The sequence below is a fragment of the Neomoorella carbonis genome, assembly GCF_045278715.1.
GTDB lineage: Bacteria > Bacillota > DSM-521 > Neomoorellales > Neomoorellaceae > Neomoorella > Neomoorella carbonis.
On the sequence record NZ_CP136420.1, the window covers coordinates 1,679,575 to 1,700,404 of the forward strand.

At 51.3% G+C, this 20,830-nt stretch carries 27 protein-coding genes; 8 read left to right on the top strand and 19 right to left on the bottom strand.

Annotation, left to right across the window (positions count from 1 at the left end; genetic code table 11):
• From MCACP_RS08655 to MCACP_RS08670, 4 genes are all read right to left on the bottom strand, one after another.
• The gene (locus tag MCACP_RS08655) at positions 1 to 1,794 is read right to left on the bottom strand and encodes a recombinase family protein (protein ID WP_406676389.1); all 1,794 of its coding nucleotides are present in this window, start codon (positions 1,792 to 1,794) and stop codon (positions 1 to 3) included.
• Complete coding sequence (locus MCACP_RS08660; RefSeq protein WP_406676390.1) at positions 1,772 to 1,975, bottom strand: hypothetical protein; 204 nt, start codon at positions 1,973 to 1,975, stop codon at positions 1,772 to 1,774. Before MCACP_RS08660 ends, MCACP_RS08655 begins: the two co-directional genes overlap by 23 nt.
• 91 nt (positions 1,976 to 2,066) lie before the next feature.
• Positions 2,067 to 2,570: a hypothetical protein gene (locus MCACP_RS08665; protein WP_406676392.1), complete on the bottom strand. Its 504-nt coding sequence runs from the start codon at positions 2,568 to 2,570 to the stop codon at positions 2,067 to 2,069.
• 196 nt (positions 2,571 to 2,766) lie between these two features.
• A complete protein-coding gene (locus tag MCACP_RS08670; protein ID WP_406676393.1) occupies positions 2,767 to 3,030 on the bottom strand; it encodes a helix-turn-helix transcriptional regulator in 264 nt (87 codons plus the stop codon).
• A gap of 139 nt (positions 3,031 to 3,169) precedes the next feature.
• Between MCACP_RS08670 and MCACP_RS08675 the strand changes: the two genes are divergently transcribed.
• Positions 3,170 to 3,526, top strand: coding sequence for a helix-turn-helix domain-containing protein (locus tag MCACP_RS08675; RefSeq protein WP_406676394.1), 357 nt, complete (start codon positions 3,170 to 3,172; stop codon positions 3,524 to 3,526).
• Positions 3,526 to 4,527, top strand: coding sequence for an ImmA/IrrE family metallo-endopeptidase (locus MCACP_RS08680; protein WP_406676395.1), 1,002 nt, complete (start codon positions 3,526 to 3,528; stop codon positions 4,525 to 4,527). Before MCACP_RS08675 ends, MCACP_RS08680 begins: the two co-directional genes overlap by 1 nt.
• Here MCACP_RS08680 and MCACP_RS08685 read toward each other — a convergent pair.
• Complete coding sequence (locus tag MCACP_RS08685; protein WP_406676396.1) at positions 4,502 to 5,044, bottom strand: hypothetical protein; 543 nt, start codon at positions 5,042 to 5,044, stop codon at positions 4,502 to 4,504. The two genes, MCACP_RS08680 and MCACP_RS08685, sit on opposite strands and share 26 nt — an antisense overlap.
• Positions 5,045 to 5,154: 110 nt before the next feature.
• A complete protein-coding gene (locus MCACP_RS08690) occupies positions 5,155 to 5,424 on the bottom strand; it encodes a hypothetical protein (RefSeq protein WP_062285182.1) in 270 nt (89 codons plus the stop codon).
• A 145-nt stretch (positions 5,425 to 5,569) separates the two neighbouring features.
• Between MCACP_RS08690 and MCACP_RS08695 the strand changes: the two genes are divergently transcribed.
• The 4 genes from MCACP_RS08695 (at position 5,570) to MCACP_RS08710 (ending at position 9,224) form a co-directional block, all read left to right on the top strand.
• Complete coding sequence (locus tag MCACP_RS08695; protein WP_406676397.1) at positions 5,570 to 5,995, top strand: helix-turn-helix domain-containing protein; 426 nt, start codon at positions 5,570 to 5,572, stop codon at positions 5,993 to 5,995.
• A 131-nt stretch (positions 5,996 to 6,126) separates the two neighbouring features.
• Positions 6,127 to 6,555 carry an ImmA/IrrE family metallo-endopeptidase gene (locus MCACP_RS08700; RefSeq protein WP_406676398.1) on the top strand — a complete coding sequence of 143 codons (429 nt, stop codon included), beginning with the start codon at positions 6,127 to 6,129 and terminating at the stop codon, positions 6,553 to 6,555.
• Positions 6,556 to 6,686: 131 nt separating this feature from the next.
• Positions 6,687 to 7,706 (top strand): recombinase RecA, encoded by a 1,020-nt coding sequence (gene recA / locus MCACP_RS08705; protein WP_406676399.1) that lies wholly within the window; start codon positions 6,687 to 6,689, stop codon positions 7,704 to 7,706.
• A gap of 105 nt (positions 7,707 to 7,811) precedes the next feature.
• Positions 7,812 to 9,224 carry a ParB N-terminal domain-containing protein gene (locus MCACP_RS08710; RefSeq protein WP_406676400.1) on the top strand — a complete coding sequence of 471 codons (1,413 nt, stop codon included), beginning with the start codon at positions 7,812 to 7,814 and terminating at the stop codon, positions 9,222 to 9,224.
• Between the two features lie 37 nt (positions 9,225 to 9,261).
• Here MCACP_RS08710 and MCACP_RS08715 read toward each other — a convergent pair whose 3' ends face one another.
• The 4 genes from MCACP_RS08715 to MCACP_RS08730 all read right to left on the bottom strand — a co-directional run bounded on the left by MCACP_RS08715 (position 9,262) and on the right by MCACP_RS08730 (position 12,396).
• Positions 9,262 to 10,110 carry a DNA adenine methylase gene (locus MCACP_RS08715; protein WP_406676401.1) on the bottom strand — a complete coding sequence of 283 codons (849 nt, stop codon included), beginning with the start codon at positions 10,108 to 10,110 and terminating at the stop codon, positions 9,262 to 9,264.
• 143 nt (positions 10,111 to 10,253) lie between these two features.
• Positions 10,254 to 10,643: a toxin-antitoxin system HicB family antitoxin gene (locus tag MCACP_RS08720; protein ID WP_406676402.1), complete on the bottom strand. Its 390-nt coding sequence runs from the start codon at positions 10,641 to 10,643 to the stop codon at positions 10,254 to 10,256.
• Positions 10,644 to 10,670: 27 nt separating this feature from the next.
• A complete protein-coding gene (locus MCACP_RS08725; RefSeq protein WP_406676403.1) occupies positions 10,671 to 10,886 on the bottom strand; it encodes a type II toxin-antitoxin system HicA family toxin in 216 nt (71 codons plus the stop codon).
• A 358-nt stretch (positions 10,887 to 11,244) separates the two neighbouring features.
• On the bottom strand, positions 11,245 to 12,396 hold the full coding sequence (locus MCACP_RS08730; protein ID WP_406676404.1) for a hypothetical protein: 1,152 nt from the start codon (positions 12,394 to 12,396) through the stop codon (positions 11,245 to 11,247).
• A 120-nt stretch (positions 12,397 to 12,516) separates the two neighbouring features.
• On the opposite strand from MCACP_RS08730, the gene MCACP_RS08735 reads away from it, so the two are divergent.
• Together MCACP_RS08735 and MCACP_RS08740 are read left to right on the top strand one after the other, a co-directional pair.
• Positions 12,517 to 12,999, top strand: coding sequence for a type II toxin-antitoxin system VapC family toxin (locus tag MCACP_RS08735; RefSeq protein WP_406676405.1), 483 nt, complete (start codon positions 12,517 to 12,519; stop codon positions 12,997 to 12,999).
• 3 nt (positions 13,000 to 13,002) lie between these two features.
• Positions 13,003 to 13,182 (top strand): hypothetical protein, encoded by a 180-nt coding sequence (locus tag MCACP_RS08740; RefSeq protein WP_406676406.1) that lies wholly within the window; start codon positions 13,003 to 13,005, stop codon positions 13,180 to 13,182.
• A 51-nt stretch (positions 13,183 to 13,233) separates the two neighbouring features.
• Here MCACP_RS08740 and MCACP_RS08745 read toward each other — a convergent pair whose 3' ends face one another.
• From MCACP_RS08745 to MCACP_RS08785, 9 genes are read right to left on the bottom strand one after another with little or no spacing between them, the layout of a single operon-like run.
• Complete coding sequence (locus tag MCACP_RS08745) at positions 13,234 to 13,587, bottom strand: hypothetical protein (RefSeq protein WP_406676407.1); 354 nt, start codon at positions 13,585 to 13,587, stop codon at positions 13,234 to 13,236.
• 19 nt (positions 13,588 to 13,606) lie between these two features.
• Complete coding sequence (locus MCACP_RS08750; protein ID WP_406676409.1) at positions 13,607 to 14,554, bottom strand: M23 family metallopeptidase; 948 nt, start codon at positions 14,552 to 14,554, stop codon at positions 13,607 to 13,609.
• The gene (locus tag MCACP_RS08755; protein WP_406676410.1) at positions 14,554 to 16,353 is read right to left on the bottom strand and encodes a VirB4 family type IV secretion system protein; all 1,800 of its coding nucleotides are present in this window, start codon (positions 16,351 to 16,353) and stop codon (positions 14,554 to 14,556) included. The genes MCACP_RS08750 and MCACP_RS08755 overlap by 1 nt, the downstream gene beginning before the upstream one ends.
• 4 nt (positions 16,354 to 16,357) lie before the next feature.
• Positions 16,358 to 16,987, bottom strand: coding sequence for a hypothetical protein (locus MCACP_RS08760; protein ID WP_406676411.1), 630 nt, complete (start codon positions 16,985 to 16,987; stop codon positions 16,358 to 16,360).
• Positions 16,988 to 16,991: 4 nt separating this feature from the next.
• Entirely contained in the window at positions 16,992 to 17,285 is a 294-nt protein-coding gene (locus MCACP_RS08765) for a PrgI family mobile element protein (protein ID WP_106005499.1), read from the bottom strand.
• A gap of 32 nt (positions 17,286 to 17,317) precedes the next feature.
• A complete protein-coding gene (locus MCACP_RS08770; protein ID WP_406676412.1) occupies positions 17,318 to 17,707 on the bottom strand; it encodes a hypothetical protein in 390 nt (129 codons plus the stop codon).
• A gap of 7 nt (positions 17,708 to 17,714) precedes the next feature.
• Positions 17,715 to 18,572 (bottom strand): conjugal transfer protein TrbL family protein, encoded by an 858-nt coding sequence (locus MCACP_RS08775; RefSeq protein WP_406676413.1) that lies wholly within the window; start codon positions 18,570 to 18,572, stop codon positions 17,715 to 17,717.
• Positions 18,573 to 18,631: 59 nt separating this feature from the next.
• Positions 18,632 to 18,979, bottom strand: a complete 348-nt coding sequence (locus tag MCACP_RS08780; protein ID WP_236713101.1) for a hypothetical protein — start codon at positions 18,977 to 18,979, stop codon at positions 18,632 to 18,634.
• 17 nt (positions 18,980 to 18,996) lie between these two features.
• On the bottom strand, positions 18,997 to 20,829 hold the full coding sequence (locus tag MCACP_RS08785; protein ID WP_406678722.1) for a VirD4-like conjugal transfer protein, CD1115 family: 1,833 nt from the start codon (positions 20,827 to 20,829) through the stop codon (positions 18,997 to 18,999).
• Between the last annotated feature and the right edge of the window lies 1 nt (position 20,830).

Here is a 20,830-nt window from a genome sequence, read left to right on the forward strand (position 1 = left end):
TCACCAGTTTATTAGTTTACGCCTGCCGCCATTAATCTCATGCCAGGCTCCTGATGGCAGGCTGGCAAAATTATACCACATGAAACTGTTCATTACACGGGTCTCTGCAAATAAAAAACTGGCCATCTTGCCAGGCCAGGGATAACTCTTGAGGTTCACTTGCTGCACCCTTCGGCAGACAGCTCCTTCAAAAGTTTCTGGATGGCCTTTTTCTCGATGTGTGCAAGTTAAAACACTACTGCAAGGGGGTTCTTTTAAGTTCTTCTGTGGGGTTAATACTGTAAGTTCTTCGCAATGATCCGGGAGATTTTTGCCCGGCCCGGTAAAGGGAAGGTTAAAGTACCCTTCTATTTCCAGGCTGCCGTCAGCATATATTTTTACCCTCTGCACCAGCTCGCGGGTAATATTCTGCTTTTGAAAAAAGTTTAGTTCATCCACCGACCGTGCCAGGTTTTCAGCGTACTGGCGCAGGAATTCTACGCCTTTTTGCACCTGTTCCTGGGCGTTAATTACGGCTTCAAGCCTCTTGATATCTTCTTCTATTCTTACTAGCTCTCCTTCTTGTTCCGCCCGGTAACGCTTGTAGTCTTCTTCGGGCAACGCCTCCAGGATAAAATAAGCCCGGTCAATCCGCTCGATCACCCGTTGCACCTGCTCTAGTCTCTTCCGCGCTTCCTCCAGGCGCCTCCGGGGTATGCTGGCTGTTTCAAGCTTCTCGCTGGTAATATACTGGTAAAAAAGCTCCGGGTTCTTAATTATGGAAGCTATAGTATCCCATACTGTCTTATCTATTTCTTCCGTCCGCCAGGGTGGAAGCCCGCACCTGCCTACCCGGCCCTGGTCGTCAAACTTGGTAGGGTAACGCCCGGGGCAGGTATAATAGCTATATTTCGCCCTCTGGGGATTGTTATGGGTAACGACCGTAAGCCTCCTCCCGCACTCCCCGCATACCAGCAGGCGCTGCAGTAAGAATCTTCTCCTGGTAGTCTTAGGGTTAAAACGCTTGGACCTGACAAGCATCTCCTGGGCTCTCATAAAGGTTTCCTGGTCAATTATGGCCGGCACAAGGACCGGTTTCCAATCAGGCTGCTCATCCTTGCGCCTTAACCGGCCGGTATATACGGGATTTTTCAGCATCCGCACCACCGATGAGTGGACCCAACCCTTGCCCCTGGGACCCTGGGGGTACACCTGGCCCAGCTTCTGGGTAATCTGCCAGGGGGTTAAGGGTTCCAGAGGATCCGTCAGCCACTCAAACATTTGCTTGACGATTTCGGCTTCCTGGGGATTAATTACCAGGGTATCCCCCTCGGCGTCCCAGTCGTAGCCAAAAGGCTTGGCGTAGCAGCGGATCTTGCCGCTGGCTGCTTTTTTGGCCTTGCCCCTCTGGGTACGCTCCTTGATGAGCGCGTGCTCGAATTCGGCAAAGGCCCCCCGCATCTGCAAAAAGAGCATCCCCTGGGGTGTCTTTTGCCAGTCAAAGTTAACAAACTCCAACCTTACCCCTGCCTTATCAAATTCCCGGCAAAGAATGAGCAAATCTGTAAGGTTGCGGGAAAGCCTGTCGGGGTCATATACAACTACAAGGTCCACTTTCCCGGCAGCTACGAGCTGCCTCACATAATCCAAGCTAGGGCGGTTCAATTCCGTCCCGGTGTAAGCGTCTTCAACAACTTCGACTTCTAAAGCCCCTAAAGCCCTGGCCTTCTTCTCGCAGAGTTCTTTCTGGGTGGCCAGGGAAAAACCGAGAGCCTGGTCCTGGGTGCTTACCCTAGCATATATCACGGCTTTCATCTTTCTTCTTCCCCGTAGCAGGATTCATGTTTATTTCCTTCAACATCTCTTGCGGGTTTTCCTGCCTGTCAGGGCAGGCCTGGCGTATAATATCAACCACCCGGGCATAGGCCCTTCTATGTTCGGAAACATTCCCCACGGGAATAACCCTTATCCTGGGTACAGGCCGCCCCATTTGCATAAGCACTCCCCCTTTCCCTATGAAAATATGCGCAACGGCTTGTTCGCCCGGCATGTCCTGAAAAACAAAAAACCGGGTATAACCCGGTATTTTATGGAAGGATAGGTTTTTTTCCGCCGCCCTTGCCCTTCTTGAAACCCGCGGCTATAGGGATATTGCCTGTAGCTGATATTTTTAACGGCAGGTCCGCCGGCCGTCTGGTAGGGTCTAGGTTGCATATGTATTTATTGCGGCTACCGTCCAGTTCATAGGCGCTCCCTGCCCACTTCAGCCAATCCCCGCCGCCCACCTGCACCCTCCTGGCCGACATCTCGGCAGCATTGATGGCCTGCTGGTACTGCAGCCAGGCCATGATGGCGGCCTCTTCTTCGTTGTACGCTACTCCTACCTTCCCATGCCCCCCTACCTTCCTGTTAGCCGGCAAGCCTAAGCGCTTACGCGCTTTAGCCACTGTTGTCCGCTCCATCCCTATTTCCGCCGCTATTTCACCGTCCGTCATTCCTCTGGCATGAAGTTCTTTGAGTTTTTCGAGGTCTATCACCCGCGGTCGGCCGCCGGGGTTTTTCACATTTCCCGATGGGCGCACTACCACCATATATTGCTCCTCCGGCAATTTAATCCTCTCCCTGGATATATTTTTATGCTTTTAGGCAAATTACCCAGAGGTCAGTTGACTGTTGCCTCCACTTATTTCTCCTCCCTGAAGCTTATTGCTCATGGAAGGTTTTGGTATGTTGATGGCGAATATAGAATCGTTAAACGGCTTTATTACTCTACCGCTTTCGTTTTTTTTATTCTCCATCTGTGCCGGTAGGGGTTAGAGTGTTGTATGACTCTAAGTACTCAACTTGTTCATAAAAAAGCCATTCAACGGTCACACCAAAGAACTTTGCCAACTGCATTTTAATATGTTTGCGGGGTTCGCGATCCCCTCTTTCAATACGAGCAATCATACTTTGAGATATACCAATGATTTCGGCCAACTGCTTTTGTGTCAGGTTAGCTTTTTCTCGTAATTCTATTAAACGCCGGTTTTTCATTATTTCGCCTTCCATTACCTGAGGTAATCCTCTTTAATTGCTATTATAAGTACCTGTGGTAATGTTGTCAAGGTGTAGTTTAAAAAAATATTTCCGATGGTCATGCCTATTTAATATTACTAACGGTCATTATATAATTAAAGAGGTGAGTAAAATGGCGACTTTTGGGGAAAGGCTAAAATCTCTTAGAGAACAAAAAGAATTATCCCAAGAAGCTCTAGGGAAAAAATTTCATTTAAGCCAAAGTATTATTGCTCATTATGAAGCTGGCAGGAAACAGCCCAGTCAAGAGATTCTTCAACGCCTCGCCGACTTTTTCAACGTCAGTGTAGATTTCCTTTTAGGCAGAACAGACGACCCTAACCCTGGCCAGCACCGTTCTACTATAGAAGAAGATTGGCCCGAAGTAACAGACGTGCTGCGACGCTGCGGGAAGAAACCAACACCTGAAGAACGCCGGCGCATTGCCAGAATCATTAAAGCAGCAATAGAGGATACGGATGATATTTGATGGGTAAGAAAAGACCAAGAAGGGTTAGGAAGGCACAGGCGATAGCAGCCGCCAGATTTTTCCGGCAACAACTAGGGTTAGTAGAATACAATGGCATTGACGCCAGGCGGGTTTTAAAGCGTGTCGCAGTGTTAAAGATTTTTAGCTCTTCCCAAGACCCTGACTTTATTCATGAGGAAGGATTTACCCGCTCCTTGGGAAATGGAAAGTACGAGGTATATGTCAATCGCGATCTTCCTGAAGGTCGCGATAATTGGACTTATGGCCATGAAACGGCACATATTGTGCTCAAGCATCATGAAGAATTCGATGTTGACAACCTGCTGCCTTTTGAACACTGGATATTAAACCGGGAGGCCAATATATTTACTTCGGAATATTTGATGCCTGAAGATAAATTTCGTCAAGCCGTAAGATTTCCATTAACTATTAGCGAAATAGCTCGGTTAAAGAATATCTTCAAAGTATCCTGGCAAGCTGTAATAAATCGGTTAGATGAACTACATATCTATCCCAAAGCCAAAATTGAACAGCTATTTTGTGAACAGCAACGCGCCAAAAAGGAACTTGAGATGGCCATAGCTACGGTAGCAGTGGCCGAAGAGAAAGGGCAGGTTTATACCATGCAAAAAGACGTATTGAGAATTAACCTTGACGAAAATATGCGATTCACTATTTGCCCTAGATGCGGCAATACGGATTTCTCGGAAGGTGCATCTTACTGTAAAATGTGCGGGCTATACCTATATAATGATTGTATCGAGTGCCATGCCCACAATGTCGCCGATGCCCGCTACTGCGAATACTGTGGAAACGAAACAACACTTTTTAAGGCAGGTATCCTAAAGCCTTGCGATGATGCTACTTTATACATAATGCTGGAGGAACTTCTTTCGCGGGAAGTAGTGACGGAGTTTGATCAGGAGGGCAACTTGCTGGCAATAAGAGCAAAAACCGAAGAAGATGACTTACAAATTAGCGAAGAAGATTTACCGTTTTAATTGGAGAGGTTTTTTTGCCGCCGCCCTTGCCTTTCTTATAACCACTGTAAGTAGGTATGTTACCCAGTGCTGATATTTTTAACGGCAGGTCCGCCGGCCGGCTTGTCGGCTCCAGTGTGCATATGTATTTATTACGGATACTGTCAAGTTCATAGGCGCTCCCTGCCCACTTCAGCCAATCCCCGCCGCCCACCTGCACCCTCCTGGCCGACATCTCGGCAGCATTGATGGCCTGCTGGTACTGCAGCCAGGCCATGATGGCGGCCTCTTCTTCGTTGTACGCTACTCCTACCTTCCCATGCCCCCCTACCTTCCTGTTAGCCGGCAAGCCTAAGCGCTTACGCGCTTTAGCCACTGTTGTCCGCTCCATCCCTATTTCCGCCGCTATTTCACCGTCCGTCATTCCTCTGGCATGAAGTTCTTTGAGTTTTTCGAGGTCTATCACCCGCGGTCGGCCGCCGGGGTTTTTCACATTTCCCGATGGGCAGACTACGGCCATATAGGGCTGGTCCGGCAATTTAATCCTCTCCCTTAGATTTTTTGTTTTTAATCCTAAAAGGAATGGTAATGTCAATATCGAATATGTATTTTGGTGCCAAAACATGGAAACGCCAGCAGCAACATAAATTATCCGTCAGTACCTGTAGAGAGCTCCTCCTTGCGAGAACGTAACGGTGTATCTAAAAAAAATACATCTTCAAATTTTACACTAGGAAATGCTTTCAACAATCCAGCAATAAAATCCACCCCTGGGTCATTATGTCTCGGATCATGATCTGGCAATCGAACTCTCCATAATTGAACAGTAGAGATGTTTAGTTTTTTAGCTATCTCATTGTCCTTTAGCCCTTGAGTTAACTTACTAAAAAATTGATGATTAAGTTTTATAGAAGCCATATGTTCACTCCTCTGCCGTTTCGCCTTCGCAAGACAATTTTATCATAAGTCTTACGGGGACGCAAGAGTTTTATAAATAAATTACGCACTCGTAAGTATTACGTTAGCGTAATGATTGATTTATAATATTAAAGAGGTGCAAAAAATGGCTAAAGACATTGGCGAAAAAATAAAGAAACTAAGGCTGAAAGCAGGATATGAAACATTAGGTGACTTATATAGAGCCTCTGGTGTTTCTGTTGCAACACTTTCCAGAATCGAAGCAGGCGTACAGATCCCCTCTCCAACTACGTTAAAAAAACTTGCTCCACACTTAGGTGTTACGGTTGAATACCTAATGACTGTTGCTGGCTACCTACCGGAAGATGAAAAGCAGGCCAAACCTATAGACACAAGAGAATGGTATAACCGTGACGACCCGCCCAGCAATATAGAGTTGGAAGAATTCCTTAGACAAAGCAATGTCCAGTTCAACGGGGCGCCCCTGGACGAAGAGGATAAAGAGGATATAATAGAATTCCTAAAGATCGCCTGGAAAACCCTGAAGAAAGAAAAAGAGAAAGGTAAATAACAGCTGCCTCTTGACCTTAAAATTCGAGCAACACCAGTATTTAAAAGCTACTTCCTGTAAAAGGGAGTAGCTTTGTTAATATAGCCATATTTCGACATATATCGATTCCAGGCTTCCGGGAGCGACGGCTTATGCAAGAATACATCATCAAAGCTGTAAATGACCTGGTGAAAAAATATAACACCAGGGATCCCTTAAAGCTGGCTGATTGCCTGGGCATCAAAATCATCCCTTTCCCTTTCCGCAAGATAAAAGGCATGGTCTTGGAGTTTATGGGCCGCAAACTCATCGGGATAAACTGTTCCCTTCCCAGAGAAGAGCAAAGGGTTATAGTCGGCCACGAAATTGGCCATGACCAGCTATCGCCCGCCGGCCTCGGTTACTTTTTTATGGTCGAAAACACCTGCATAATCACCGGGTCGGAAGAATACCGCGCCAATGCTTTTACCGCCGAATTATTGCTGGCAGAAGAACGGCCCAGGTATGGACAAACCATAGAAGAATTTGCGGCTGAATTGGGGGTGCCGCCGGAGCTGGTAAAGATAAAGTTTATAAAGTGATTAGGAACCAAATTACTATCTGCCCGGAGATAAAATGCAGTACCTATTGACGAACAATTGTTCTTAGTGATATAAAAGTGTTAAAGACTACCATCAAACCAAAACATTCCCCGGGAAGGAGTGCAAAAAGCATGGTAACCGGCCGTGAACAAGCCCTCGCTAAGGTCCTGGCAGAGATTGAAAAAAAGCATGGCAAGGGCGCCATCATGCGCCTGGGCCAGCAGGAACGCCTGAACGTCGAAGCCATGCCCACAGGAATACTCCCCCTGGACCTGGCCTTGGGCGTAGGTGGCTTGCCCAAAGGCCGCATAATCGAAATTTTCGGCGAGGAAGGATCAGGCAAGACGACGATTGCCCTGCACGCCGTCACTGAGATCCAAAAAGGCGGCGGCAACGCCGTCCTGATCGACGCCGAGCACGCCTTTGACCCCAATTACGCTAAAACCCTCGGGGTGGATATTGAAAATTTACTGGTCAGCCAGCCTGAATATGGCGAGCAAGCTTTAGAAATAGCCTCAGCCCTTATCCAATCTTCTGCCGTAGATATAATCGTGATAGATTCCGTTGCCGCCCTCGTACCGAAAAAAGAATTAGATGGGGAATTCGGGGATGCCCATGTCGGCCTCCAGGCCAGGCTCATGTCCCAGGCCATGCGGAAGCTTTCCGGGATAGTCTCCAAGTCCAAGACGATAGTCATTTTTATCAATCAACTAAGGGAAAAGATAAACTCCGGCGGTTCTTTCGGCAAACCGGATTACGTGACGCCCGGAGGCAGGGCGCTTAAATTCTATTCATCAGTAAGGATTGAGGTCCAACGGGGGGATAAGATTAAAAACGGGACGGAAGTTGTAGGACACAAAATGAAAACGCGGGTTGTAAAAAACAAGGTTGCGCCACCGTTCCGGGGATGCGAGTTAGATTTGCTCTATGGCCGGGGGGTGTCCAAAGAAGGAGCCATATTGGAAATGGCAGTTGAGAAAGGAATCGTGGCTAAAAGCGGCGCCTGGTACTCCTGGCAGGGCGATCACCTGGGTCAAGGTCATGAAAATGCCTGCCAATTTTTACGGCAGCACCCGGACGTTGCCCAGGAGATAGAAAGTGCGCTAAAAGAGAGCCTAAATGGGGTTTTACCACCCCGGAAGATTATATAAGATTGTTTAAATATTATTACTCCCCAAAGAACACCCGATAAATATATTCATTTTTATATCGTATCGAGATTGATACAGATTATAAATTAAGGGGGAAACCAAAAAATGAATTATCAACAAGACTTTTATCCAGTCAACGGGGTTCCCGTCGTAGAACTATTACTTGATATAGAAAATCCAAGGATACGCCACGCACATGACCAAAAAGAATGCCTAGAACGCCTTCTTAGAAGAAGGAAATCTTTTATGAATCTAATACGTGATATTGCCGAAAACGGTTTATCGATCGATCCAATTGTTATATCTCGTAATGAGCAAGGTAAGTGGGTGGTAAAGGATGGAAATCGCCGTGTCGGCGCATTACAACTTCTTAATGAACCTGAACGTTGTCCTGACCCTATCTTACGACAAGAAATAGAGCGCCTAGCAAAGGATCATCCAGAAAATGTAATTGCTTATATTAATTGTCTTGCTTCTGATAAAGAAGAGGCCTTGCTCCGTTACATTGATTTGAAGCATACTGGAGCTAATGATGGAATTGGACAAGAAAGTTGGTCAGCCTTTACAAAAGCTATATTTAATGTTACAAATGGACTCCCAGACCAAAATAAGCGGGCTATTCAGTTACTCCTTTGGGCCGAAGATCAAGGTATCCGCATTGAAGATGATTTTCCTATTACTACTTTAACGCGTTTGCTTAGCCAAAGAACCTTGGAATTATTGGGCTTTATGGTAGAAGACGATCAACTTAAGCTTATTATCGATATCGAAAGCGCACGTCGTATGATTGAACGAGTTATAAATGATTTGGCCAATGAAATTATTAAAGTGCATGATGTTTTTACACCCAAACAGCAAATTGAATATGCTAATAGGGTGCGGAACGAAATTTTGCCGGATGGTCCGGTTGTAATTATAACTCAAAATGAACAGTATAATGAAGTAAATGATTCACCTAATACAAGCCCTTCACCACAATCCAGCGCAAATTCAGAAAACGAAAAAAGCCAACCATCAAAAATAAAGTCAAAAAAGTCAATTTCTGGTACCATGTCCCAGCGACCTCGGTCACCCAAAAAACCTTCATGGGAACGGGAATGTATTTTCCCTGGTAAAAGCCCCGGTTTCAGTATACCGAAAGAATATATTAAAGCTCATAATATTGTCACCGAACTCCGAAGGCTGAAGGTTACCCAAACCCCAATTGCGGTTTCCATGTTATTACGTGCCTTAATCGAATTAAGTGAAAAACACTATAGAGAATTATATGGTTTACCAGAAAAAGATGCATTTCACAAAAGAATTGCAGCGGTAGCAGAACATATGGCAAGCCGAGGAGAGATTACCGAGGAACAAAAAGAAGTGATATTAAGAAGGACACGAGATGAAAAAGATATTCTTCACATAACTACTTTGCATAAATACGTTCATTCTACTGATTTTCACCCATCATGGCAAATTCTTAACACGCTTTGGGATGAAATTAGTTTCTTTATTGAGAGGTGTTGGCGTATCTAAAGATTTCTACACATCTTCCAAAGCGTAGAGAACTAGTTCACCTTCTAAGCCTTGGGGGTGCGTGAAGATCTAGATTACCATAAAACATAATCTCAGTTGCCTTGGGACGTTTAAGATTTGTTGAATAATGAAGGGAAAACTTAACCGAGGGATAACCTCTATATAAAAAACGAATTGGCTCACAATCATCATAGGTGAGAACCCAGGGCAACTTCAATCCCTTTATTTTTTCTGCAACTTTGATGTGATCATTTTCTTTATAATAATTTTTGTATAAAAGGCTGCCTTTATTATAATATGGTGGATCCAAATAGATTAAGGTTTTCTTGGGCAAATCATCAATCAATTTATTAAGCAGTTCCAAAGCATCTAGTTGATAAATACTTATATGCCGGCGCCGCATCGCTATCCTTTGAATCCGTCTAGATAGCTCCTTCTTATTAAATCTGGCATCAAGTTTATAATGCCCTTTCTGGCCCTGTCCACCAATGACACCAGCTGTAAGAATCCCTGAGCGATTAGTACGGTTAAGGAAAAAGGTTGCAAAGCCAACTTCCGTGGTCGAATATTGCTCCGGTGAAGCATATACTTTTTTCTGTTTATGCCAACTATCAATAGTGATAGGTGTATCGTTAATGAGACGGAGAAGGTTATCTGTATCGTTAAGCACAGCCCACCAAAAAGCATATATCAGTGGATCTATATCATTGATCACAATATGATCAACATAACCTTCCAATAGAAGGTAAATTGCTGCTCCTGCACCGCCTGCATAGGGTTCAACATACCACCCACCGCTGATACGGTTATACCGGACCAGTTCTCCAAGCCATGGTCCTAAACGACCTTTTCCGCCTGGATATCTTAAAGGTGTTGCGAAGGGCATTAAACTTTGCGCCTCCTATAATACTTTATTTAGTTTAACCCCTTTCTATAAGAAAAACAATAGAGTGAACCTGTACCAGGTTTATCCCCTTGAAGGTTCACTCAGAATAATTAGCAAGTATTACTGAGCATGTTACTAGTTTTTTATTTTGCCCGCCTTCTTCTTGCCGATTTACCTAGCCCCAAAGCAAGAAGATAAATAGCCATTTGATTTAGGCTAACACCATCTTCTTGCGCTTTGGCGGCAATAGCCTTGTGGAGGGATTTGGGAAGGCGTACGGTAAACTTACCGCTATATTTTTCAGTGTTATCCGGTTCGGGAATATCCCTTTGTAACGCTAAAGCGGTTTCTATCCAACCCCTTTTTGCATCCTCCAGATTAGCCAGGGCCTCTGCCGGAGTTTCCCCGTCCGACATACAACCCGGTAAAAGAGGTATGCTGGCCAGCCATCCTCCGCCTTCTTCCTCTGTAAGGCGGCGAAGGGATACCTCATAATTGAGGTTAAGATAGTAATCTAACGTTTTATCACCCATCAGATTTCCCTTCCTTAAGCTTCTCGATTAATTCAAGGCTTTCTTAACATATATAGCCTTAACCGGCCTTCTGCGGGGGATCGTTAAAATCTCAACCAGCTCAGGATGATAGTAATTATAATGACTACCCCCTTGATGGCGGCAATTAAAACCATAATACTTGAGCACTCTATCAATATCTTCCCAGGGTACATCCCTGGGATTTCTTTTTATCGCCTTAAGGAGCTTCTCAATTTGGCTCATTTATTTCTCCCGCCTCTAAAAAGATGGTATCAAATATGCCACCATTTATCAAGTGCATACTTTTTTTTCTGGTCTTCAGCCCCTGCCCTTCCGGCCTTAACAGCAAACTTTGCCGCCCGGCCGGGAGGCAAGGGCGGCCGCAGGGCCGGGCCGAGGAATAAATGGAGGGGACCCGCGAAGCGATGCGTAGCGGGGCGGAGGCCGTTTATGCCGCAGGCCGGACCCTTGCCGGCTAAGGCCGGGCGGCGGTATAATCTAAGGCCGGCCGGAAGGCCAAAAGGCTAAAATCAGGGCAGCAGGTGCGCGCAAGCCGCTCCTGCTGCCCACCGCTGTCGCCTTTTGGGGCCGCCGCTACGTGTTAGGCCGGAGGCCGTTTTGGCGTTGCAGTAGCCACCCTAAACCTTACCCAAAACGGTTTCTTTTTCTCCCTGGCGTGGGGCAATACCGGCCGCAAAAGTTCTGTAAGTATTTCATCCGGCATACAGAAAGGATCAGGATGGTTCGGCATCACATATGCTTTTAACTCCGGGATTTTTCTTATTTCCTTCACATCCCGTTCCGCTGGGGCAACCAGCGCCAAGCGGAATGAAGATAACGGCTCAATTTTTAGCAAGTCGCCCCAGCGCCACCTGGCGGCGCTAGCTACCAGGACGGCCAAGTTAGACCTGAAAGCCTCCCTGGTCCTTTTTTTATCCGCTGTACCTAAATCACGGACGATATATTCATACCGACCGGCACTCAACTCCGGCAAAAGCTCGTCAAATATAAAATTATTACCATCACCTTCTATAAATTTGTCAACCTCGGTTTTAGCAAAAGGAAACACATCAAAGCCTTTTATACGCCAGGCTTTGCTTACCCGCCCGGGTCCTGCCTTGATAATTTTTAGGTAATCCTGCATTACCGGATTCTGGCTGTCTTCCACCAGGACTACATTATGGCCCTGCCTGGCTAAAAACGCGCTTATGGCTAGAGCAGTATGGGTGCAGCCCAAACCCGGCGCGGCTCCGGCCACGGCAATAGTCACCACCCCCACCGGGCGCTGCTCGATGACCACTTTTTCCTTTACCTGTTCTTCTCCAGTTAAACCACTCATGACATGCCACCTGGCAGCCTGGGCATAAGTAGCCGGGGTATTAGTAAGAGACTGGGCGACTAAATCACCCCAGTCGGCCTCAACCGGGCCGTCTATGATGTCATACACTCCCAACCCCACAAGCCTTGCCACCGTAGCATCCCCCGGCTGCCTGCCTGGCGCCAGCAAGAATATCCTCGTATAGGGCCTGGCTATACGATAACCCTGGACGGCAGCCACCAGGTCCGGGCCCGGACCGGCATCTATATCGAGGATCAGGGCATCAGCCGCCACCCTGGCGGCAGATTGGAGGGCATTACGAATGCCCAGGGAATCCATCTTCCCAGCCTGGTCGAATACCACTTCGCCGTGTTCTTTCACGGCTTTTCTCACCTGCTCAGCCATGGCCGGAGTAAGGATTAAAGCATACATCATGAGTCTCTACTCCTTCCATATAATTGCTAGTAATTCCAATTTGTTATTGATATTTCCACCTTCGCTATTGCCTCCGAGTACTTTTTAGGCTATATTAAAATAAAATCGGGATGATACTCCGTGGGAGAAAAACCAACATTATACCTGGAGACAACCATCCCCAGCTACCTTGCAGCCAGGTTAAGCCGCGATTTGATCGTAGCTGCCAATCAACAGGCAACCCATGAATGGTGGATTTATGAAAGGGACAAATTTCAAATATACATCTCCCAAGCTGTTGTAGTAGAAGCGCAAGCTGGGGATCCTGAAGTTGCTTCTTTAAGGTCCCGTTATCTTGAAGGCCTTGAAATCTTGCCTGTAACAGATGAAGTTGAAAAGCTAGCAAGAAAATATATCACTGTGCTAGGAATTCCCCAAAAATCAGCATTAGACGCCGTTCATCTCGCATACGGAGTGGCATATAACCTGGATTACATTTTAACCTGGAATTGCAAACATCTCGCCCACGGTGAGGTTCGTAAAAAACTAAAACGATATAACGCTTCAGTAGGATTAGAAACCCCGGAAATTGTTACTCCACTTGAACTAATGGGGAGGAATTAAGTTATGGCCTATGATGATCCCATTGTGAATGAAGTAAGAAAGGCACGTGAACTAATTCTAGAAAAATGTCAAGGTGATATGGATAGATTTTTTAAATTCATCCGCGAAGAAGAAAACAAAAACCCGGAAAGACTTACCAAACCTGCAGTCGTAAAAAAATCGATGCAGAAAGTAAGCTTATAAAGGCCAATATGATATACCCCCTCAAGATTAGAGGGGGTATATCTATATTTTTTAGCTATCCCTTACCAAAGACCTAGCAAATACCCTTTGTAGTACGCCCAGTACCCGGGCGGGGCTTTCACCCCGGCCCACGGCCACTGCCCCGACCAGGAGGGCCAATTCCGGCGTTATCGCCCGCCGGGGGACCTCCCGCCCGCCGCCAAAAAGGATTTCCACCAGCAGCAAAAGGGGCTGAGCCTGCAACAGGGTATATTCCTTCAGCGGCACCCTTAGCGCCGGATTTCCCGGATCCGCCAGGGCCAGGGCTTGCTTGGCCACTTCGGCGTTTTTCCTGGCCAGGTCTGCCGCCTCCAGGTGGGCGGCATAAACCTGGACGGCATGCTCATATTTGCTTGCCTCATCCATCTTCTCACCCTCCATTCGTTTACTTAAAGTAATTAATCGGGTTGACCGGCTGGCCGTGTACCCTGACCTCAAAATGCAGGTGCGGCCCGGTGCTCTTGCCCGTATTGCCGGAATAAGCGATCACATCGCCAGCTTTGACCTGCTGCCCCCTCTGGACGGCTATTTGGGACAGGTGGGCGTAGATGGTTACCATGTCACCGTGCTCGATGTAGACGGCATAGCCGAAGTTCCCCATCCAGCCGGCCACGGCCACCACGCCGTCGGCGGCGGCATGGACCGGCGTTCCCATGGGCGCGGCGATGTCCACTCCGGTGTGGAAGCTGCTATTGCCGTTAACCGGATCTATACGGTAGCCGAAAGGTGAAGTGATGGCGTTAATACCCGGCGTGGGCCACTTGACATTGCCCTCCACCGGCGTCCACCCATCCGGCACTCCTGGCTCCGTACCGAGGAGGAAGGACAGGTCCACCTGGAGGATGTTCTTCACCTTCTCCCGCTGCTTGGCGTTAAACCTTAAATCATCCAGGACTTCATCCAGAGAACGCAGGCGGTAGGTCGGGTAGCTGGTACAGCTCGGCGGGTCGCCGCCGTCGCAGACTTCGCAACTCCCTGCTTTTTCGATGAACATCCGGGCCAGTTCTTCCGCCCTTGCTGGATTGGCCTTGCTGAAGTCCTGGTCCAGCCGCACCGCGTCGATGGCCAGCAAAGGCTGCCAGTCCACCGTAACCCCCGGGTCGCAAGGGGATTTGGTGCTGTCGCTCACCACCCTGGCCGCATTGACATAAATCATCACCTGCTCCGGGGAGGCGATGGGCACCCGTTCCCAGATAGTAATTGGCCCTGCGAAAAGCAGGGCCAGCAAAGCAACCGGGGCAAGGATTATCACCAGTACCCATTTGACGGCCTTCTCAGGCTCCGGCAGGAGGGCCAGGGCCGCCCGGGCCAGTAACCCTGCCGGCGCGGCCATTATTGTCCGCCTCCCGTGAGGTAGGGCATCTCGTAAGGCGCGGCCTCGATCCGCACCTGCACCCGCTGGGTCCCGGCCACCAGCAGGCCTTCGCCACGTTTAGCTGAGGCCAAAAGGTCATGCTCCGCTTCCGAGAGGTTCATCAGGGTGGTGATGGCTTCCAGGTCCTTCTCCCCCTGTGCCAGGAGCAGTTTGTATGTCGGGTTGTCCAAAAGCGCCTGGCCGTGGCGGGCCACTTCCGGGGCCAGGAAGTCCACCACGTTCTGCGAGATGACCACCAGGCCGCCCATGTACTTGCGGATGCGTTTCGATGTATCCCGCAGGAAAGCCAGGGCCTGGGGCGTCTGGGGGTCCACCAGGAGCCAGGCTTCATCCACCACCAGCAGGGTTTTCTCCTGGCGGTCTTTTTCGATCTGGTGCCAGGCGAAAGACAAAACGTTGAAGTACTGCGCCCTCCTCACGGCATCATCCGCGTTCTGCAGGTCGTGGACGTCCAGGACGATTAAATCGCTATCGGCGGATGCCGTGGTCGGCCCGGCCCAGAGGGAAGCGTCGGCCCCTTCCGCCGCCCGGCGCAGGAGTACCGCCAGGCGGCCGTAAGTATCCGGGCTTTCTCCAGCTCGGGCGGCGACATAGGCGTAAAGTTCCCTGGTAGTGGGCCATTTCTCCGCGGGTATATCCGCCGGGTCGGTCTGCCAGCCGATACCCGCCTGGCGGTAGACCTCTACCAGGGCTTCTTCCAGGGCCGCCCTCTCCAGGTCGTTTAAATCCCGCAGGTAGAGGGAAAAGAAGGTCCGCAAGGTCTGCAGGTGCAGGGCCAGGGGTCCCCTGACGGTTACCTTTTCTTCTTCCCCTTCTTCATCGTCAACGGGCACCGGCCGCACCTGCAGGGGGTTGATGCGCCCTTTGCCCCCGGCGCAGTTGATCCAGGCGCCGCCCAAAAGGCGGCACATCTCCCGGTACTCGCGCTCGGGATCAATTATTATCACTCTGGCGCCCTGGGCCAGGTTACGCAGGGCTAAAAGTCTCACGGCGAAGGACTTGCCCGCCCCGGGCTTGGCCAGGACGGTCCAGTTGGAATTCGTCCTGTCCCCGCCCCGCTGCCAGATGTCCACCAGCACCAGGCCGCCGTCCCGGTCGCGGCCCAAGACCACGCCGCTGCCGTCGTTGATGCCGGAAGCAGTAAAAGGAAAACTGGCGGCCACCGTCTCCGCCGGCATATTTCTCTCCCCGGCGGCCTGGATACCGGAGGGCAGCACCGCCCAGGGGCCGGCCGCCTTCAGCCCTTCCTCCTGCCGGAATACGGCCACCCTCCCCCGCATCCCGGCGGCGGCTAGGGCCGCTTCCACCTGCCGCGTCCGCCGGTCAAGAGTTTCCTGATCAGGGGCCAGGACCAAGAGAACAACAGTCACGTAAAATACCTGCTGCTGTTCCTGGTCAATCTTTCTTAGCAATTCCTGGGCGTCCTTCAGAGCCTGCTCCGTGCGCTGCATCACCAGGGCGTTGCCCCCCAGCTCCAGCCGACCAGTGTACTCGCCTATGGCCCTGTTGATGCTTAATACCAGGTTCGCCGGGTCGGTAGGGGTCACGTGGATAGAGGCCACCACTCCCGGCATCCCAGCCACCCGGGCCAGCCACGCCGGGCCTACCCGCGGGGGATAATCGGTTATAACCAGCACCCGGGCCATCTGCTCCCCGAGGGATATTTGCCTGGCCCCGAAGTCCAGAGCCTGGGGGGAGAGGACATCCAGCAGACCGGTCAGGCCCCCGGTTGTTGTCGTGTTTTTGCTCTTAGCCATACATCTAAGCTCCTTTCACCTGCGATGGTAAATACGGCCCCGGCATTGGCGGCCGCTCGAAGGCCGCCTGGGCTGGATGGGTAAAAACAAAAATCAGGTCGATGATCTCCTGGTCGCCGCAAACCCTCACCTTCAGGCCGGAACGTTCCAGGTTGCCGGCCAGCTCGTGCGCCCGCTGCAGGACTTCTATTTGCTCCTTCCCCGGGAGGAGGATATAGTACCGCCTCTCTAGCGCCTCCCCGCTAGCCACCAAGGCGGCCACATAACGGGTATATTCCTGCAGGAGCTTCTTCCGCGCCGGGTTGCCAGTCTCCCGGGCCAGGTCTTGCAGACCTTTGAGATAGGCATCCAGGTCCACCGGCCGGCCCAGGGAAAGGATTTGGAAGGCCTCTCGCTGGCCGTTCAGGGCCTCGTGGACGGCTGTTATGACACGCATCTTTTCGTTCTCTGATTTCAGGGCCAGGTTGAAGGGCTCAACCTTCAAGACCGCCACCACCTGGCCGTCTTTCCTGGTTATTACCCCGCCGGCAATGTCCTTCCAGGGCAGCCAGTCCTGGACCGCTTTCCTGGCCGCCGTATTATCAACCTGTTGCTGTTTGGGAGGTTTCTTTTTCACCGGTAGTTTGAAAGCCATATCCTCACTCTCCTTTGGTCACGTATAGATACCGCCGCTGGGCCATAGACCAGCGCCGCCACTGCTGGATGAGGTCCAGGAGGCTCAGGCCGTTCGGCCCCTGTTTGGTGACGAAGAAGGCCAGTCCCGGCGGCAGGACGAAGAGGACGAAGCGGACTACGGATTTGGTAAACAAGCCGGAAAGGAAAAACAACGCCAAACCCACTAAAGCCCCGGCAACTACTGCCGCCAGCTCAAACCAGCCGAAGCCGGGGAAAAACTCGAATTTGGCCGATACATTTCTGGGTATCAGGTACATGCGTTAAATTAACACCTCCTGCCTTTAAACTTTTACATTACTCCCCATGCCTTGCCCCATAACCTGCCTATCAGCAAGCCCAGGGCCAGGCCTGGCAAGGCTGCCGAAAAGCGCCACACCCATTCTTTAAACCTGATGCCGCAGTATTTAGCGCCCGCGCTGGCACATGCAACGTAGTGTGAGCTAAGACCACCTGAAGCGACAGTAAGCCAGCCGTAGACAAATCGGCCGGGACCAAAGGAATAATTCATTAAATCAAAGAAAACGGCGCCTAATACCATCCAGAAAGAGGCAAAAAACCCGTCAAAGAATATACGCATGATAGAGGTGCTGTAACGGTAGAGGGAATAACCCGGGAGTAAAGATATTCCAGCAACAAAAATCAGGTATAATAGAGCGCCCGCGCCGAAAAGAGCAGTCATCGCTAATCTACCCCCTCATGAACACCCTCCGCATGATATACATGGTCCCTGCCGTCTGGCCGGCCTGGCCCATGGCCCCTCCTAAACCGGTATGGTAGGCGAACTGCCGCAGGACGGCAGGAGTCTTGAATGCCACCCAGAGCCAGCCGATCAGGAGGAACAACTTCAACACGTCGGAGTTAAAGGTAAAGGTCATGGTGGTCGCGAGAAACCCCTTCATCATGAAGGTCTGCAAAGCCTGGGAAGCGGAAAGGACAACCAATTCCCGCCACCACACGGCCGCCACCCCTTCGTCGGCCCGGGTCAATCCCACCGCCATAATCGGTCCCACGGCGGCCAGGGCGGCCACCTCCACCGCCCGGATGCCGGTCTGGATGAGGATCAAAGCCCAGATGACGATAGCGACGATGGCGGTTATCAAGATCAGGAAGGGTGTCGTTCCCACGGAAACGATGGTGTCGATGAAGTTGGCCGGGTTGGGATTCACTGAGGAAAGACTGGCCACGCTTTGAGCTAAATCGTTTCCCCAGGTGTAAACGGTCTTCACCAGCCACGGCCCGGCCCCGATGATGGCAGCAGCCACGGCTGTGCGTTTCAAAAGGCCGCCAGGGTCCGCCCCTGGGTCGCCGTGGGTGTGCAGGATATATACCTGCAGCGCTTCTGCTCCCACCTTAACGGCCAGCAGGCTCCCGGCCACCACCTGGGCCAGGTGGACGGCGCTTTGCACGTATACCGAATCTAAAATCTGCAGCGCCAGGGCCATCTCGTTGCCGGCAAAGGCGGCGAAGGTGGTCAAGGCGTTCTCCATGATACCTGCCAGGAACTTATTGATGGCATTAATAATGAGGTTAGCGATTATATCCAAACTCTCTCCCTCCCCCATAAAGGGAGCAGGCCCGGCAATACCGGGCCTGCGCTATAAATCTAACCCTGGAAGTAGCTTAAAAAGACCTTGGTGATACCCACCGCCGATTCGCCAATGGCGCCGCCAATTAAAACGTTCCGCATGGCCCGGTTGTGGGCAGCGGCCGTAGCCGGATCGCCGTCACTCATCTGTTTCATCAGGGCGTGGTAGCCGATTGCGGCACCAGACCCAGCGGGGATAATGCCTAACAGCCAGGAAGTGGCGTCATTCAAGAGGTTGATGGCCCCTGTGACGATCTGGGGCTGGCCGCCGCTGGTGGCGGCAAAGGCGGCTTTGGCAAAGGCAAGCAGGATGACGGGCACATACGGGCCGGCTTTCTTTAGGACACCGGCAAGCTTTTCCAACATGGTTTCTCGTCCCCCTTTTAGAGATTAGAGATAACATCTGCGTCATTATCCCCGGGCTCAACTGTAACGGCCTCTTGCCTCCCCGCCGTCGGCCCGGGTAACCACACCGGCGGGGCCGTTATCACCCCCTGATAAGGTTTTTCTGTAGCGGCAGGCGTTAAATCGCCAGCAATGGGCCAGGCCGAGAGGTCCAGCAAGGGCAATCGAGCCGGGTTTTCCCTGGCCTGGAGAATTAAAGCCCATCCCTTTGGCCAGCGCCGCACCTCGTCCGGTAGGAGCAAAGGCCTGCCGGTCAGACCCTCGGTGGTACCATGGGAATAATCGGTGGTCCTTACCTGGCTGGAGTAGCTTTCCGTCCGTACCGTATATTGGCCCGTCATGGCTGAAACAATTTTGGCGGTTTCTTCGTTCGTCGTGGACAAATAAACCCAGGTGGCGCAGTTGCCGGTGATGGTCCCGGCCGCTTCTTTGTACTTGGCCTTCAATTGGGCCAGGTCCTGGACGGCCAGGAGGAAACGCATCCCCCGCCCGGCCGCAACCGTGAGCCGATGGTCAAAATCAGGTACAGGAGGTAGGTTTCCTATCTCGTCCAGGAGGAAATTAACCCGGACCGGGAGCCTGCCGCCGCATCTATAGGCGGTATCCACCAGGGCCTGGTACACCTGGCTGATGTACAGGGTGGCCAGGACGTTCCTGGTGCTCCTCTCGTCGGGCACCACCAGGAACACCGCTGCTTTTTCCAGCCCGAGGATTGTTATGTCATGGTCCTGTACTGCCGTCAGCCAGGCCACCTCTGGGTCGGCCCAGAGCCTCAACTGTGCCGCCGTGCCGGTGAAGATACTAGAACGCAGCCTGTCTTCGGAAAGGGCCGCCACGCCGTAGGCCGCCCGGGCCGGGTGGCCCTGGGGAAAACGCCGGAAGTATTCGTCCAGCTTTTCTCCGCCGCCGCTGCCCAGTTCCGTCAGCAGGGCATAGGCGCTGGCCAGGTGCTTGGTTCCTTCGAGGGCCTGGTCCGCTACCGCCAGGGCTAAAGCCGCCGTCAGGCTCTCCTGGGCCTGGGGCCAGATGCTGTCCCCGTAGTGGGGCTGCTGGTGGGTGATGATGTTGCCTATATCCCAGGCCGCCTGGCTGGCGGCCGGGATATTCCCCTCCTGGAGGGTTTCAATAACCGGCTCCAGGGGGTTCCAGCGGTTGCCCCTTAAGGGCTGGCGCAGATCTATCAGGACGACGGAATACCCCTGCCGCCTGAGATATCCCGCCGCCATGGCATAAAGCTCGCCCTTGGGATCGGTGACCAGCATGGATTGCCCGGCCCCGGCCAGGGTCCAGATGGTGGGCATGATGATCCGCCGGGACTTGCCGCTCCGGGTGGCCCCGATGACCAGGCAGTGGGTATCACCAGCATCCAGCCAGGCGGTAAACCCCTTCCCCTCTTCCGCCCCTACCACGAAGCCACCCGGAGATTTGCTGGTTAGATCCCAGGGGGTCAAAGTCCTGGCAATCTCCTTCCTGGTCCGCCACCTGGCCGTGCCGTGCTGGCCCTGGCCGGCCGCCTCCGGGCCGCCTATATCGTCTTTTGCCTTACTTTTCCGCCTGGAGGCGGGCCACAAAATGGAAAGGGCTGCAGCGCCGAAAGCGGGCTGCAGCCAGATCCAGGTGTTACGCATCTTTTCATCCTGCACCAGGATTGCCGGCCCGGACAGGGGGTGAGCCAGGGTATCTTTCTTCCATGCTTCCAGGCCGGGCTTAATGCCGTGGGCTTTCATGAATAAGGGCAACTTTAACACCAATGGGGCCAACGATAGGTCCAATAAAACCAGGAGCAATAAAATGACATGGCGGAATTTAATT